11 protein-coding genes are annotated in these 13,770 nt (G+C 56.7%); 8 read left to right on the forward strand and 3 right to left on the reverse strand.

Annotated elements, in window-relative coordinates:
• Nucleotides 1-112: 112 nt before the first annotated feature.
• The gene (locus HGK27_RS30595; RefSeq protein ID WP_206245862.1) at nt 113-961 is read left to right on the forward strand and encodes a DUF932 domain-containing protein; all 849 of its coding nucleotides are present in this window, start codon (nt 113-115) and stop codon (nt 959-961) included.
• 249 nt (nt 962-1,210) lie between these two features.
• On the opposite strand, the gene HGK27_RS30600 is transcribed toward HGK27_RS30595, so the two are convergent.
• From HGK27_RS30600 to HGK27_RS31495, 3 genes are read right to left on the reverse strand one after another with little or no spacing between them, the layout of a single operon-like run.
• Complete coding sequence (locus tag HGK27_RS30600; RefSeq protein ID WP_206245863.1) at nt 1,211-1,684, reverse strand: hypothetical protein; 474 nt, start codon at nt 1,682-1,684, stop codon at nt 1,211-1,213.
• Nucleotides 1,684-2,409 (reverse strand): nucleotide-binding protein, encoded by a 726-nt coding sequence (locus HGK27_RS30605; protein WP_206245864.1) that lies wholly within the window; start codon nt 2,407-2,409, stop codon nt 1,684-1,686. Before HGK27_RS30605 ends, HGK27_RS30600 begins: the two co-directional genes overlap by 1 nt.
• Nucleotides 2,406-2,837: a TraK family protein gene (locus HGK27_RS31495; RefSeq protein WP_206245865.1), complete on the reverse strand. Its 432-nt coding sequence runs from the start codon at nt 2,835-2,837 to the stop codon at nt 2,406-2,408. Before HGK27_RS31495 ends, HGK27_RS30605 begins: the two co-directional genes overlap by 4 nt.
• A 347-nt stretch (nt 2,838-3,184) precedes the next feature.
• On the opposite strand from HGK27_RS31495, the gene HGK27_RS30615 reads away from it, so the two are divergent.
• The 7 genes from HGK27_RS30615 to HGK27_RS30645 all read left to right on the forward strand — a co-directional run bounded on the left by HGK27_RS30615 (nt 3,185) and on the right by HGK27_RS30645 (nt 13,526).
• Nucleotides 3,185-3,568, forward strand: coding sequence for a plasmid mobilization protein (locus HGK27_RS30615; protein WP_241127993.1), 384 nt, complete (start codon nt 3,185-3,187; stop codon nt 3,566-3,568).
• A gap of 82 nt (nt 3,569-3,650) precedes the next feature.
• Nucleotides 3,651-5,810 carry a TraI/MobA(P) family conjugative relaxase gene (traI, locus tag HGK27_RS30620; RefSeq protein ID WP_206245866.1) on the forward strand — a complete coding sequence of 720 codons (2,160 nt, stop codon included), beginning with the start codon at nt 3,651-3,653 and terminating at the stop codon, nt 5,808-5,810.
• Entirely contained in the window at nt 5,807-7,735 is a 1,929-nt protein-coding gene (locus HGK27_RS30625) for a type IV secretory system conjugative DNA transfer family protein (protein ID WP_206245867.1), read from the forward strand. The genes traI and HGK27_RS30625 overlap by 4 nt, the downstream gene beginning before the upstream one ends.
• Entirely contained in the window at nt 7,735-8,274 is a 540-nt protein-coding gene (gene traF / locus HGK27_RS30630) for a conjugative transfer signal peptidase TraF (protein ID WP_206245868.1), read from the forward strand. Before HGK27_RS30625 ends, traF begins: the two co-directional genes overlap by 1 nt.
• Nucleotides 8,264-10,462 carry a DNA topoisomerase 3 gene (locus tag HGK27_RS30635; protein WP_206245869.1) on the forward strand — a complete coding sequence of 733 codons (2,199 nt, stop codon included), beginning with the start codon at nt 8,264-8,266 and terminating at the stop codon, nt 10,460-10,462. Before traF ends, HGK27_RS30635 begins: the two co-directional genes overlap by 11 nt.
• A gap of 11 nt (nt 10,463-10,473) precedes the next feature.
• Nucleotides 10,474-10,704: a hypothetical protein gene (locus tag HGK27_RS30640; protein ID WP_241127994.1), complete on the forward strand. Its 231-nt coding sequence runs from the start codon at nt 10,474-10,476 to the stop codon at nt 10,702-10,704.
• Between the two features lie 2 nt (nt 10,705-10,706).
• Nucleotides 10,707-13,526: a zincin-like metallopeptidase domain-containing protein gene (locus HGK27_RS30645; RefSeq protein WP_206245870.1), complete on the forward strand. Its 2,820-nt coding sequence runs from the start codon at nt 10,707-10,709 to the stop codon at nt 13,524-13,526.
• Nucleotides 13,527-13,770: the final 244 nt, after the last annotated feature.

A 13,770-nucleotide genomic window follows, 5' to 3' on the forward strand; every position in this document is an offset into this window, starting at 1 on the left:
TTGGGGCCCCTCCCCCCGCACAGCCCTTGCCGCCTTCACCCCCCCTTTCGCTCGATGAGCGCCAAAGAAATTAGAGCCATCGCCTTCGGCTCGATACGAAAGGGAATGCACCATGACCAACTATTCGCTGGCAACCCGCTTTGGCCGTCGCGTCCGCAGCATTTCGGGCCGTGATCCGCTGGACAATGGCCAGCTCCAGCAGGTTGTGCCATCGATCTTTGCGGAGGAGGCTCACCACAGCCGCTCAGGGCGCTATGTCTATGTACCCACCATCAACATTGTCGAGGGTTTGCGCCGTGAAGGCTGGCACCCGTTTTTCGCGGTTCAGGCTCAGCCCCGCGATGGTGGACGCACTGGCCACGCGAAGCACATGCTGCGGATGCGTCGCCCGGATCAGATGACCCAGACCGAGGCTCCCGAGGTTATCATTGTGAACAGCCATGACGGGACGACCTCGTATCAGATGTTTGCCGGGATCATTCGCTTTGTTTGCACCAACTCGCTGATTGCAGGCGATCAGTTTGAGGAAATCCGCGTCCATCACAAAGGCGACGTGCAGGACCAGATCATTGAGGGAGCCTACACCGTGGCGAAGGACTTCCCTCGCCTTTTGGATGCAACGCGGGAAATGAGCGCTCTTGATCTGTCCGCTGATGAGCGCCGCGTTTTTGCTGAAGCCAGCCTTGTTGCGCGGTATGGTGAGGAAAAGGCACCGATTACTCCCGAGCAGGTATTGCGGCCCCGTAGGCAAGCAGATGCACAAAGCAACCTCTGGACGACGTTCAACGCCGTGCAGGAAAATATCCTTCGCGGTGGCATCATCGGGCAGCGGGTGGATGACAGCGGGAGGATCAATCGCCGTAGGACGCGCGCTATTGGCGGGATCGACCAGAATGTGCAGGTCAATCGCGCACTCTGGACGCTTGCGGAAGGAATGCAAAAGCTCAAGGCGGCTGCATAAGTCGAAGGGGGAGGGGGCTTCGCACCCTCCCTCACTATTTGATGCGGTCGGAAGCTCAAACCATGAGCGCGTTCCTGAAAGATCGATCAGCTTCTCTCTGGCGGAAAATCGCGGGCCTTGAACGGCAAGCCGTTCAAGGCCCGCGAAGGCCCGAGTTTAGCGGCTAAACTTTTCCGAGGCCGGGCTTGAGCGGGCAGGGGGCAGGAAAATCGCGGGCTTTGAATGGCGAGCCATTCAAAGCCCGGTTTCTCAATGATGGAACATCATCCAGAGAGAAGCGGTCACGGCCAACAGGCTCATTGACGCAGCGAGAATGTTTAACCGCGAAACATGCTCTGCACTTTTCAGGTGAGGTATGATCCGAGCAATTGCCGCGTTGATCGGGCTTTCAATATCCCGCCCAACTTGCCCCCGGATCTCGGAAAGCTGCCCCTCCACACCGACCATCATTTTCTCACGCGCCGCTTTGTCAGCGGCTTCGATCACCGCGTTCAATGCTGCTTCTGTCGTGCGAACGACCTGACTGTTATAGCTGGATAATGCCTCTTCCAGCTGCTGCCGAAATTTCTGCGTCTCCTTTTCGACGGCGGTTGCCATGTCGCCCACCATCCGCGCATGGAAGGTTTCAAGTATGAGGATCGGATCATCCTTGCCCAGAGCAACCCCATGACGCCGAGCAACCTCAGCGATAATGTCTTTAAGTCGCTGGTCATGGTCATCCATCAGAACACCTGCGCTTGAGCCATTCCCGCAAAGATCTTGTCGCGGGTTTGCTTCAGTCGCTGCCTTACCATCAGGGGCAGCGCAGCATCATTCACAGCATCAGCGAAGGCGCGGCGCTCTTGCAGAAGGTCCGACAGATCGCGACCGAAGGTTTCGGCCTTCATCGAGGGGATGTTAATTAATGCGTTGACGCGCGACTTATTTGACAGATAGGCCTTCATTTTCTCGAAGCTCACGCCTTCATGCTCGATCGGCCCCCAATAGGGGTTCAACCAAACAACGATTGGCACCTCTGCCGGGAAGGCCTTGGCAAGAGAAGAGAACCCGGCCAACGTATCAAGCATGGCCTGCCCGCCCACGACGACCGTGTGCAATACGACCTGGTGCCCAAGGTCGAACAGCAATTCTGGCACACCATTGCTCAGGAGGTAATGGGATAGCGGTTGGTAGCAGCTCGCCCCGTTATCAACGATCACGTCGCTCTTTGACGAGGCGATCAACTCGACCATTGCGTCAAAATTCCGGGTGTTGATTTCGTCGCCCTCCAGCAGGGCGATCTTCTTCACGTTGAGCGATTCAAAACCCGCGAAGGTCTGGTTGACCGGATCGGTATCGATGCAGAGCGGCGCCTCGCCGCGATCTGCCATGAATTGTGCCATCATGGCCGAGGCGAAGGATTTGCCCACCCCGCCTTTGCCCTGGAGCATCATATGTACGCGGCTCATATAAGGTCCTCTTTTCTAGGATTAGGATCGTGAATGAAAACCCGACCCATCGTGTCAGGTCGGGGCATTGTTGGCGCAGGTAGGGCAGGGGGGGGCGCCAGCGCTGGCGCGCTCGCCGGCACAGGTGCCGACGAGCGCGAATTTCCATGAGAGGCGGTTCCCGCCTTTCGAGCTGATTTCACGGACGGCGCCTCGCCTTCCTCAAGCATCCTTCGGCAATAGATGGTGAAGGTCACATAGTTGACCGGGCAGTTCTGTTCTGTCCTCAGATGCTCCCAAATCGCGCGAGCCGTCTCTCCATCTTCCAAGGCTTCGCGCACCTCTCCTGAGATGGCACGAAACCACCGGCGCTTGCCGACACTGGTTTTATCATTGGCGGTTCTGGCGGCCTTCATTCGCTCCACCAGTCGCTTTTCGCGCGGTTCCATCGTTCAAAAACACCTCCTTTCTGGCGTCATCCATAGCGCAGGTCGGTTCGGTATGTCGAATATTTCCGCGAAAATTTGCAGGCCTATCGGTTGGATGCCTCATCACTAGCGTTCGAGGCATGCGGAAATATCGTGTTTATATCGGTCGAATTGCCCAAAATTCGGCTGACTTACCCGATGATATCGGATAAATGCCGTGAGAATTAAGGAGGAAGTGGCGGGCAAGATATGTGAGGTGTGTACACCGGCAAAGCCGGCGTCCCCCCCTCACTCCACCTTATTCGCAGCTACGCTGCTCAACGGTGATCTTGCCCTTCGGGAACACTGCTACCGCATTGGAAAACGCCATGGCTGAAACAGAAAAGGTTACCCGCAAGTCGAGCCCGATCATCGCTGTTCGGTGCTTGCCAGAGGAGAAGCGGGAGATTGAAGAGGCTGCCCGTTCGAGCGGATTGAGCGCATCTGCTTACTTGCGGCAGCTTGGACTTGAGCATGAGCCCAAGAGTGTTTTGGATCTCCATGCTGTTAAAGATTTGTCGTTGGCTCTTGCCAACATGGGGCGCCTTGGCGGGCTTCTGAAGCTCTGGCTTTCAGACGACGCCAAGCTGGTGGAGCTTGGCGTTCCCTATCGGCAAATGCAGCGCCATATTCGACGGGCTCTAACCGAGATCGAAGGTGGCCAGAGCGATCTACGCGCCATCATTCAGCGCGTGGTGAGGGGGCGGGCGTGATCCATTGTTCAGCCGCTAAACACTCTCGGCAAGCACATCGCGGCATGACGTTTGTTCAACCGCTAAACACTGGCGCGCGCAGATGATTGCCAAGCATGTGCCCATGCGGACAGCACGGCTGTCTGCCTTCTCCAAGCTGGTGGACTACATCTCAAACTCGCAAGGGCGCCAAGAGCGGGTTGGCGAGGTGACCATCACGAATTGCCATAGTGGCAATGTTGCCGACGCTTGCATGGAAGTGGAGGCCCTTCAGGCTTCCCAGATAAGGTCCAAGGGCGACAAGACCTATCATTTGATTGTCTCATTCCCCGTGGGTGAGAGCCCCGCGCCTGAGGTTCTAAAGGCAGTGGAAGCGGAGATATGTGCAGCTTTGGGGTTTTCTGACCACCAGAGAATAAGCGCGGTGCACCACGATACGGATAATCTGCATATCCACCTCGCCATCAACAAGGTGCATCCTGTCAGCGGGAACGTGCTCAGCCCCTATAATGACTACAAAACGCTGGCGAAGACTTGTGAGCGGTTGGAGGTGCAGTTCGGCTTGCAACTGGTCAACCATCAGCGATTGAGGCCAACCGGCGAGGGCCGGGCCAATGATATGGAGGCCATGGCTGGTGTTGAGAGCCTTATCTCTTGGGTCCGGCAAACCTGCGTCGAAGAAATGCGGGGAGCGCAAAGCTGGACCGAGATCCACACCATCCTTGGGCATCATGGCCTTGAGGTTCAATCCCGCGCCAATGGGCTTATCATCGTTTCCAAGGAAGATGGCACCTGTATCAAGGCAAGCTCAGCCTCTCGCGACCTCTCGAAAGCAGCGCTGGAAGGTCGCCTTGGCCAATTCCAGCGTGATCCCTCTGCGGTAACGGTCCCCAAGGCGGTCTACGCCCAAAGGCCGGTGCGGACCAAAATTGATACGAGTGCGCTATTCCAGCGTTATCGCGACGCAATGAACGCCAATCAGGGCGGTCGAAAAGAGGCAATGGATACCGCCAAGGTCAAGCGCGGGCACGCGCATGAGCAGATTACAAAAGCGGTTCGGGCGCAGCGCGATAAGATCAAGACCATCAAGTCACCGATCCTGCGCAAGCTGTCCTTTGCTGCGATCAACTTCGCACAAAGGAATGCCCGCGATGCGGTGCGCGTAGCTTATGAGTACGAGCGGAAGCGCATCGATGGCGCCTATCGTAAAACCGCCTGGCTCGACTGGCTGAAAGGTCAGGCGGAAACAGGTAACGCCGAGGCCTTGGCCGCTCTTCGTGGCAGGCGTGAGCGAGGACCAACGCAAAGGGAAGGGCTGAGTGGCATGGGGGCGGCTGCCTTTGTGGGTGCCCGCGTCGATGCCGTCACCCGATCTGGCACTATCATTTATGCCAATGACGGCGCCGCCGTCAGGGATGAGGGGAAGCTCCTCCATGTGAGCCGTGGAGCTGATGATAAGGCAATCCTCATGGCGTTGGAGATCGCGCGCCAGCGATTTGGTGACACCCTTAAAGTCGAGGGAAATTCACAGTTCCAAGGGCGTGTTGCTGCCTTGGCACAAGGGCTGGGCATTTCTGTAAACCTCACAAAATCAAAGGATGAAAATGAGCGAGGAAAAGACATTCGATCAGCTTCTGGCCGAAGCGGCGGCGGCAGTCAGTCAGACGCCAATGCCACGCGAGGGCCAGCAGGAGGAGATAGAGTTGACCGGGGAGCCTACGATGCATGGCGAACCGGAGATGGGCGAGGACGATCAAGCGGGCGGGGAGCTTGGACCCACCTTGCGGAGGTTGGACGAGAGCCGCCGCCCCAAGCCCGAAATCGTGTGCGCCACCTGTCCGAACTCAATGTGGCACGGTTCGAGCGACGAACTTCGATGCTACTGCCGCGTGATGTTCGTCATGACCTGGACCAGCGAGGAAGAGGGGCAGATCGTGATGTGCGACGGCCCGTTCATAACCTGAGTACCGATCAGAATCTGACTGCCGCGACTGATAAATACGTTGCGGAACGTGAGGCGAAGCGGCAAAGTGGTTTTTCAGTAGCGAAGCATCGCCCCTACAATGGTGAAGTAGGATCGGCGGAATACGCTGGCCGCCGAACCATTGATGGCGTGAATTTGCTTCTGCTTCGCCAGAAGGAAGAAATCATGGTGCTGCCCGTCAACGCCAAGACCGCCGCCAGAGTGGCGCGCTTGTCCATTGGAACAGAGATCGAGCTGGGTGAAGGCGGCAAGATCATCACGAAGGGGAGGGGCCGATGAAACCTCCCAAGCGCAACAACGCTGTTGGGCCACAAGTCCGAGCCAAAGCGCAGAGGCGTAGCCCTCTTGTCCCAGCGTTGGCCGTCACGTCGCTTGTCGCTGGCGCCAGTGTGGCCACGCAAATCTGCGCGCACGACTTCCGGTATCAATCAGTCCTGGGTGAGAGCTTTCATGGCCTTTATAAGCCATGGGCAATCTTCCAATGGTATTCCGCTTGGGGGAAAATCTACTCGGCGGAATTTACCAAGAGCCTCGGTTTCGGCGGGATGGTTTCCGCCCTCGGGCTTATCGCAAATGTGCTCTACCTAAATGTGAAAGCTAATAGCTCCCGCACCAACGAATACCTGCACGGTTCGGCACGCTGGGCTGACTGGAAGGACATTTCAGCAGCTAGCTTGGTTCATAACGATGGCGTGTATGTCGGAAGCTGGGTCGATCAAGACGCCAAGGTGCATTACCTGCGCCACAATGGGCCTGAGCATGTACTGACCTATGCCCCGACGCGATCCGGCAAGGGCGTCGGACTGGTAATCCCTACACTCCTGTCATGGGGCCACTCTCTTGTTGCGACGGACCTGAAGGGGGAACTCTGGTCCATTACGGCGGGATGGAGAAAGGCTCACGGCAACCAGTACGTGTTGCGCTTTGAGCCTGCCGCTCTTGAGGGCTGTGCGCGCTGGAATCCTTTGGACGAAATCCGCGTGGGCACAGAATACGAAGTGGCCGATGTGCAAAATCTGGCGACACTCATTGTCAATCCGGATGGCAAAGACCTTGACCATTGGGGCAAAACAGCACGTTCCTTGCTGGTAGGTTTGATCCTGCACACGCTTTACCGAGCCCTACAGGGAGGGCCCTCGGCAAACATGGCAGAGGTCGATCGACTTCTCACTGATCCATCGCGGCCAGTGAAGAAGCTTTGGAAGGAAATGATTGGCTTCAATCACTACCCTGATCGCGCCGAAGGCGAGCAAACGCACCCGATCATAGCCGCGAGCGGCAGGGATATGATGAACCGGCCTGATGAAGAGGCGGGCTCGGTCATCTCGACGGCCAGCAGCTATCTTGATCTCTATCGAGATCCTGTTGTGACGGCGAACACCAGTGTCTCGGATTTCTGCATCAATGACCTGATGAACCGAGACAAACCGGTCAGCCTCTACATCATTACCCAGCCAACGGATAAGGATCGCTTGCGGCCCTTGGTGCGGATCATGCTCGACATGATTGTCCGTAAGCTTGCTCCGAAGCAGACCTTCGAGAATGGCAGGGTGGTGGCCACCTACAAGCACCGGCTCCTCTTCATGATCGATGAGTTCCCGGCGCTGGGGAAGCTGCCCATCCTTCAAGAGAGCCTTGCTTTCGCGGCGGGCTATGGGCTGAAGTTTTACCTGATCTGTCAGGACATCAATCAGCTGCGCAGCCGGGAAACCGGCTATGGGCCGGATGAGCTGATCACGTCGAATTGCCACGTCCAAAACGCCTATCCGCCAAACCGATTGGAAACCGCGCAGCACCTTTCAAAGCTGACCGGGCAAACGACCGTGATCAATGAGCAGATCACGACCAGCGGGAAGCGGTTTGGGGGCATTCATGGCCAGGTGACGCGCACCCAGCAAGCAGTGCAACGGCCTCTCCTCACGGACGACGAATGTATCCGCATGCCTGGACCAAAGAAGGATGCCAACGGCGAGATCACCGAAGCCGGTGACATGCTGATCTACACTGCCGGCTTCCCAATGATCTATGGGCGCCAGCCCCTCTATTTCAAAGACCCGGTGTTTTCCGAAAGGTCCAAAATTCCACCACCCAAGGCAAGCGACGTTCTCTCAAAGCTTACGCCAGTGGCAGCGCCCCACCGCTCCAGCCCTAAGATCACCATTTCGATGGTCGGCGCCGCCGCCGATAGTGCGGAGGATGCGTGATGCCCTTCATCAACACCAGAGTCTTTGGTTTTTTTGGGCTGGCATCGCTGGCTATGCTGCCTGCCGTGGCACAGAGCGGCCTTACTCTCAATAGATCCGCAAGTGTGCCAGAGGGGTTCTATCGATCCCAAAATGGTGCCTTGGAACGCGGAGTCTTTGTCACCTTCTGCCCCCCCGAGCGCGAACCGTTCAAATCGGCCCTCGCGCGGCGCTATTTGGAGCCCGGCAAATGCGGCATTGGCTCCTATCCGATGCTCAAGCGCATCGAGGGCGTGGCCGGTGACCACTACAAGATCAATCATGGCGGCATCTGGATCAACGGGAACCTCATTCCCGACAGTGCTCCAGTTGCAAGGGATGCTCTTGGGCGTTCGATGCCAGCCTTAGCCGTTACGGGGATTATCCAGCGTGGGCAGATGCTTGTGATGGGCGTCAAGTCGCCCGAAAGTTTCGACAGTCGATATTTCGGCCTGATCCCGACCAACGGTTCCACCCGTGTCGTGCCCGTCCTCCTTTGGGAGAGCGCTCATGTCGGGTGAGATTTTGGTCATTGCCGAAAAGCCGGAGCTGGCGCGCGCCATTGCAGACGCTTTGGGGGGAGGGGCGCGCAAAGAAGGATACATTGATTGTGGCCGCTACGCGGTTGCGTGGCTGTTTGGGCACATGCTCGAACTGGTAACGCCGGATACGCCGTGGGTGATGGATGATTTGCCTATCAGCTTCGTGCCGTGGGAAAAGCGCCCTTCGCGAGACAAGATCAAGCAGCTCAAGATCATCAAATCGCTCATGCAGACGGCTTCAAGCATTATCCATGCTGGCGATCCGGATGAAGAGGGCCAGCTTCTGGTGGACGAAGTGCTTGAATGGGCTGGCACAAGGTTACCGGTTGAGCGGGTTCTGATCAATGACAACAACCCCAAGGTGATCCAGAGGGCCTTTGCGGGACTGCGGCCCAACAGCGATTTTGCAGGTATGAGCGCTGCTGCAGAAGCCCGTTCGGTGGGTGATCTTCTTTATGGCGTCAATATGACCCGAGCCTACACACTTGCAGCGCAGGTCAAAGGGTATGACGGCGTGCTTAGTGTCGGGCGTGTGCAGACGCCGATCCTCGGCCTGGTGGTGCGCCGTGATCGGGCTCATGCTTCGCACACGAAAGCCTATTATTACACCGTTGTTGGCGATTTTGAGGTGGCGGGTATTGCCTTTCAGGCACGCTATCAGCTGCGGGATGGCGATCCAGTAGACGATAAAAAGCGTCTGGCAGATCCTGCGTTTGCGCGGGCAATTGCGGATCAAGCCTCTGGAAAGGGGGCCCGCATTTCCAGTTGTGTCACCGCCGCTAAAACTGAGCCGGCGCCACTCCCTTACAATTTGCTGAAACTACAGATGGATGCGGCACGGAAGCATGGTCTGAAGCCGGATCAAGTGAAGGAGATCACGCAAACGCTCAGGGAAAAGCACCGGTTGATCACCTACAATCGTTCGGACTGCCAGTACCTTTCGGACGAGCAGCACGCCGATGCTCCGGGGGTTTTAGCCGCGATTTCCGCCACAATTCCAGCGACAGCGGCCTTGATCGAACGAGCCGACGCGGCAGTGAAGGGGCGTGCATTCGACAGCAGCAAGGTCACCGCACACCACGCGATCATCCCCACTGAAACCGTGGCGGATTTTGCCAGCCTGAGCGCCAATGAGCGCAAGATATACGCCATGATCGCCCAGGCCTACATCGCTCAATTTTACCCTCACCATGCCTACGACCAAACCAAGCTGGACGTGAGCGTTGAGGGGTTGACGTTTTCCACATCAGGAAAGGTGACGACCCGCGCGGGTTGGAAGAGCTTGTATCGCGCGGAGGATCTCCAAGAGGAAAATGATGAGGAGCAAACAGCGGCACAGGATCTTCGCGATCTAAAATCTGGTGGCGAGGGCCAATGCACACTTGCGCGGCACATTCAGAACGAGACTAAGCCTGCGCCGCTTTACACCATGGCCACCCTGCTAGCCGACCTCACCCGAGTTGCGCGCTACATACGCAATGAGCGGCTACGCGAACTTCTGGAATCCCGCGACAAAGATAAGAAAGGTGAGCACGGTGGCATTGGTACGCCTGCAACCCGAGATGTCATCATCGCTACTTTGTTTCAGCGCGGGTTTTTGACCGAGCGTGGCAAAAACATTGTCAGTACGCCCGCCGCGCGCAACTTCTATGATGCTCTGCCCGACCAAGCCAAATTCCCCGATATGACGGCACTCTGGCACGAGCAGCAGAAGGCGATCACCGAAGGTAGGAGTAGCGTCCGCCAATTTGTGGAAGGCATCGCCAAGTATGTTGCGGGCGAGATCGAAACGCTGAAATCCTCTGGCCTGCAATTTCAGGTTGAGCATATTCCCTGCCCTCAGTGCGCTCTACCACTGCGCAGGATCGCGGGCAAAAAGGGCGCGTTTTGGTCATGCAGCGGGCGTGACAAAGGATGCAGCTATACGGCTGACGACAAACGCGGCAAGCCGGTGCCCCGTGCGGCCCCAGAGCCAGTGTCAGAGCTGCATAAGTGCATGTCATGCGGCTCCGGCTTGAGGCGCAAGCCATCGAGCAAGAACAAGCTTCAGTTTTGGTGGGCTTGCAGCGGCTATCCGACATGCCGCCAGACCTACACCGATAAGGCCGGAAAGCCTGATTACAGCACCGGCAAAACCACCACCTCAACTCCTCCCCCCAAACCCTGAGAGGTAGTCCCATGACCTATCAAATCGTACCTGACCTTCACATGGCGCCGGGACAAGATCCGGGGCTGCGAGACATTGTGCTTGCGAAGCTGGAAAACGCGGAAATTCCGGGGCTTTCCGTCACGTTTCAACCTGACGAGGCTGGGTTGGCGGGCGCCTTTCTTGAAGACGCCCTGGGCGTAGATGACGCGCTGAATGCAGAAGATGGCTTTGGCGACTATGCCGTCACCGGAGGGCGTTGATTATGGCCGGCCCTAAGAATGACCGAAAGCCATTTCATGTTGCAGTCGCAGAGCGACTTATCGACCAGTTGAAGCAGGGCACCGCCCCATGGCAAAAGCCGTGGGATGCCGATGGCGTCTCAGCGCTGCCGGTCAATCCAATCTCCGGGAAGCGGTATCGGGGCGTCAACGCGCTCAACCTGGCAGGGTATGACTACAACGATAATCGTTGGATGACCTACAAGCAGGCGGCGTCCATGGGGGCGCAGATCCGCAAAGGAGAGCGGGGGACTCCGGTTCAATATTGGCAATATGAAGAGCAGCGCGCTGTTCGAGACGCCAGCGGACAGCCCCTGAAGGATGGCGACGGCAACACGGTTACGCAGACGGTGCAGCTGGAGCGCCCTCGGGCATTTTATGCCGTTGTCTTCAATGCTGAGCAGATCGATGGACTGCCACCGGCAGCGCCTCGGCCCAAGCCGGATTGGGTGCCTGTGGAACGTGCGGAGAGCATTCTTGATAATTCCGGCGTTCGTATTTTAGAGCGTGCAGGTGACCGGGCATATTACCAGCCATCCAACGACACGATCACGCTGCCAGAGCGCGGGCAGTTTTCATCAGCAGATCGCTTTTATGCCACAGCATTGCACGAGCTGGCGCATGCGAGCGGCCACGCCTCCCGGTTAGCGCGTGATCTTTCCCACCCATTTGGCTCGACAGGATACGCCAAAGAGGAATTGCGTGCTGAAATCGCGAGCCTTCTGGTCGGTCAAGAATTGCGGATTGGGCACGACCCTGAGCAACACGCGGCCTATGTGAACTCTTGGATCGCAATCCTTGAGAATGACCCGCTAGAGATTGTGCGCGCCTGCGCGGACGCGGAGAAGATCCTCAGCCATGTGATGGGGCTGGAGCACAAACGCGTTCTTGCGTTGCCGGAAGCGGCGGATATTGCGTTCCAGGCGGAGGAGCAGGCCTTCGATGCTGCGGCCAACACGCCGATCGAGAGCTTGTTCGAGGATGATACCCTCACTTTCGAGCATTTTGCATCCTTCCAAGGAGCGGGAGAGACTTCCCTAGCCGCCGCCATGCAAGGGCATGGCCTGAAGAACCTTGGTGACGTTGTAGGGGCCGACCGAAACTACGAGGCGATGTTCAACACGGCAGTTGAGCGACTATCCCCTCTGTTCGGTCTTGCCCCCACCAGCACGGGGGATGGTCCTGACTGGCCTGCCTATCTTGAAAGGAAAGGTTTGGCGAGCGCGGCAGCGGAGCACGTTGAGGGCGCCATGGCGCAGATTAAGCTCGGCCAAAGGAGCAAAGACATGGCCCAAGCACCACGTAATTATCTGAACGTGCCCTATGCTGAGCGTCGCGAAGCAAAAGAGGCCGGTGCGGCGTGGGATGCCACTGCTAAAAGCTGGTATATCCCGCAAGGTGTTGAATCTGCGCCGCTAAGCCGGTGGATCAAAGAAGCCTCAGATGTGCGTGAGCAGATCCGGAGTGCGCCAGATGTGCCGGCGCCAAAGGAAGGGCAGGGGCAAGCAATTCAAACCGAGCAGAAGCCTGAAAGGGCAGAGCGCATCATTTTGGCGGTTCCGTTTGCTGACAAGGAGGCTGCTAAAGCCGCTGGCGCTCGATGGGACCGGAAAGATAAATGCTGGTACGTTCTGGCCGGGCAGGTTGATCCAAAATCTGTCGAAAAGTGGAAGATAGATCCGACACAAGTCCGGCAGGAACGAGCCTTGTCTCCTCAGGAGGAATTTGCCGAAGCGATGCGTCACCGTGGGCTAACGGTGCCTCCTGGGCACCCTATCATGGACGGATCTAAACAGCGTGTTCCCACCGTGGACGACAAAGGAAAGGAGCGTTCCGGCTTCTATTTTGCGTTCGGCAACGATGCGGTGCCGGGGGGCTATATCATGAATAACCGCACTCAGGAGGAAACGCGCTGGCGGGCTTCAGGCATTGCACTTAGCCCCGAGGAAAAAGCACAAGCCCTGGCTAAAATGGTGCAGGAGAGGGAAATCAGGGCGCAGCAGCAGCAGGAAACATTTGAGAACACTGCGCAGCGTCTTCAAAAGCAGCTTGAAAGATATTCGCCAATAGAAAAGCCAAGTGCGTATCACGTAAGCAAGGGTATTGGCATTACTAAGGGGGCATATACTGACAGTTCTGGAAATGCCATCATCCTACCGGCAATCGACACATCAGGTAAGCACTGGACCACTCAATACATTCAGCCAGGCGGTGAGAAGGTCTTTGCCAAGGACAGCGTGAAAGAGGGTCATTTCCATGTCGTCAATGGCGGAATTGGCCAGAAGGCTTTGGAAGCTCTGGATAAAGCGCCAGTCATAATTATCGGGGAAGGGTATGCTACGGCGACGAGCATATCTGAAGCGGTCGGCTACGCGACAGTTGCAGGCTTCGATTCTGGCAACTTGCCTGCTGTGGCAGAAGCATTGCGCGCACGTTACCCCGATAAGCCATTTCTGATTGCTGCGGATGACGACCAGCGGGTTTTTGAAAAGCATGGCCATAATCCCGGCGTGGATAAAGCATCTAAGGCGGCGGAAGTTTCTCGGGGCGCAATGATCGTTCCTGTTTTTGCCACCGGAGAGCAAGCCGGTGATAAGAAATCATTCACTGATTTCAATGATCTATCTGTGCGCAGTAGCTTAGGGCGCGAAGGTTTGGTCAGGCAATTGGATGTTGGAATTGCGAAGGCCACCCAATTACAATCCGCGTGGACCCTTGATCGACGCCAGACAAGAGATGAAGGGAATAGGCAAGCTGCAAGAAATGATGATGTAAAATTGGCAGCATCGTCAATAAGGCGGTGACTTATTGTTATATATGCGGGGATGTCTTTTGGGCAAACCCATAATTCTTTTTTAACACAATGGCGTCATTGAAATCCGAGCCTAGCTCGACGCTCGTTTGAGCTGATTTGTGACGTGATAGTTCAGATTGGGGAGGGCGTAAAACCCCTCCCTTTTTTGTGGGTAAACCTCATTTCCGCTATCGGAAATTCATCAAAATTTCGCTCAGTTTAGCCGCTAAACACATTAAAAACATGGTAAAACA

It is taken from the genome of Novosphingobium terrae, from assembly GCF_017163935.1.
In the GTDB taxonomy this organism is placed as follows: domain Bacteria; phylum Pseudomonadota; class Alphaproteobacteria; order Sphingomonadales; family Sphingomonadaceae; genus Novosphingobium; species Novosphingobium terrae.

Excerpts from the sequence above, each read along its gene's own strand:
- HGK27_RS30595 (WP_206245862.1), top strand. The coding sequence starts at position 113 with ATGACCAACTATTCGCTGGCAACCCGCTTTGGCCGTCGCGTCCGCAGC.
- HGK27_RS30600 (WP_206245863.1), bottom strand. The coding sequence starts at position 1,684 with ATGGATGACCATGACCAGCGACTTAAAGACATTATCGCTGAGGTTGCT.
- HGK27_RS30605 (WP_206245864.1), bottom strand. The coding sequence starts at position 2,409 with ATGAGCCGCGTACATATGATGCTCCAGGGCAAAGGCGGGGTGGGCAAA.
- HGK27_RS31495 (WP_206245865.1), bottom strand. The coding sequence starts at position 2,837 with ATGGAACCGCGCGAAAAGCGACTGGTGGAGCGAATGAAGGCCGCCAGA.
- HGK27_RS30615 (WP_241127993.1), top strand. The coding sequence starts at position 3,185 with ATGGCTGAAACAGAAAAGGTTACCCGCAAGTCGAGCCCGATCATCGCT.
- traI (WP_206245866.1), top strand. The coding sequence starts at position 3,651 with ATGATTGCCAAGCATGTGCCCATGCGGACAGCACGGCTGTCTGCCTTC.
- HGK27_RS30625 (WP_206245867.1), top strand. The coding sequence starts at position 5,807 with ATGAAACCTCCCAAGCGCAACAACGCTGTTGGGCCACAAGTCCGAGCC.
- traF (WP_206245868.1), top strand. The coding sequence starts at position 7,735 with ATGCCCTTCATCAACACCAGAGTCTTTGGTTTTTTTGGGCTGGCATCG.
- HGK27_RS30635 (WP_206245869.1), top strand. The coding sequence starts at position 8,264 with ATGTCGGGTGAGATTTTGGTCATTGCCGAAAAGCCGGAGCTGGCGCGC.
- HGK27_RS30640 (WP_241127994.1), top strand. The coding sequence starts at position 10,474 with ATGACCTATCAAATCGTACCTGACCTTCACATGGCGCCGGGACAAGAT.
- HGK27_RS30645 (WP_206245870.1), top strand. The coding sequence starts at position 10,707 with ATGGCCGGCCCTAAGAATGACCGAAAGCCATTTCATGTTGCAGTCGCA.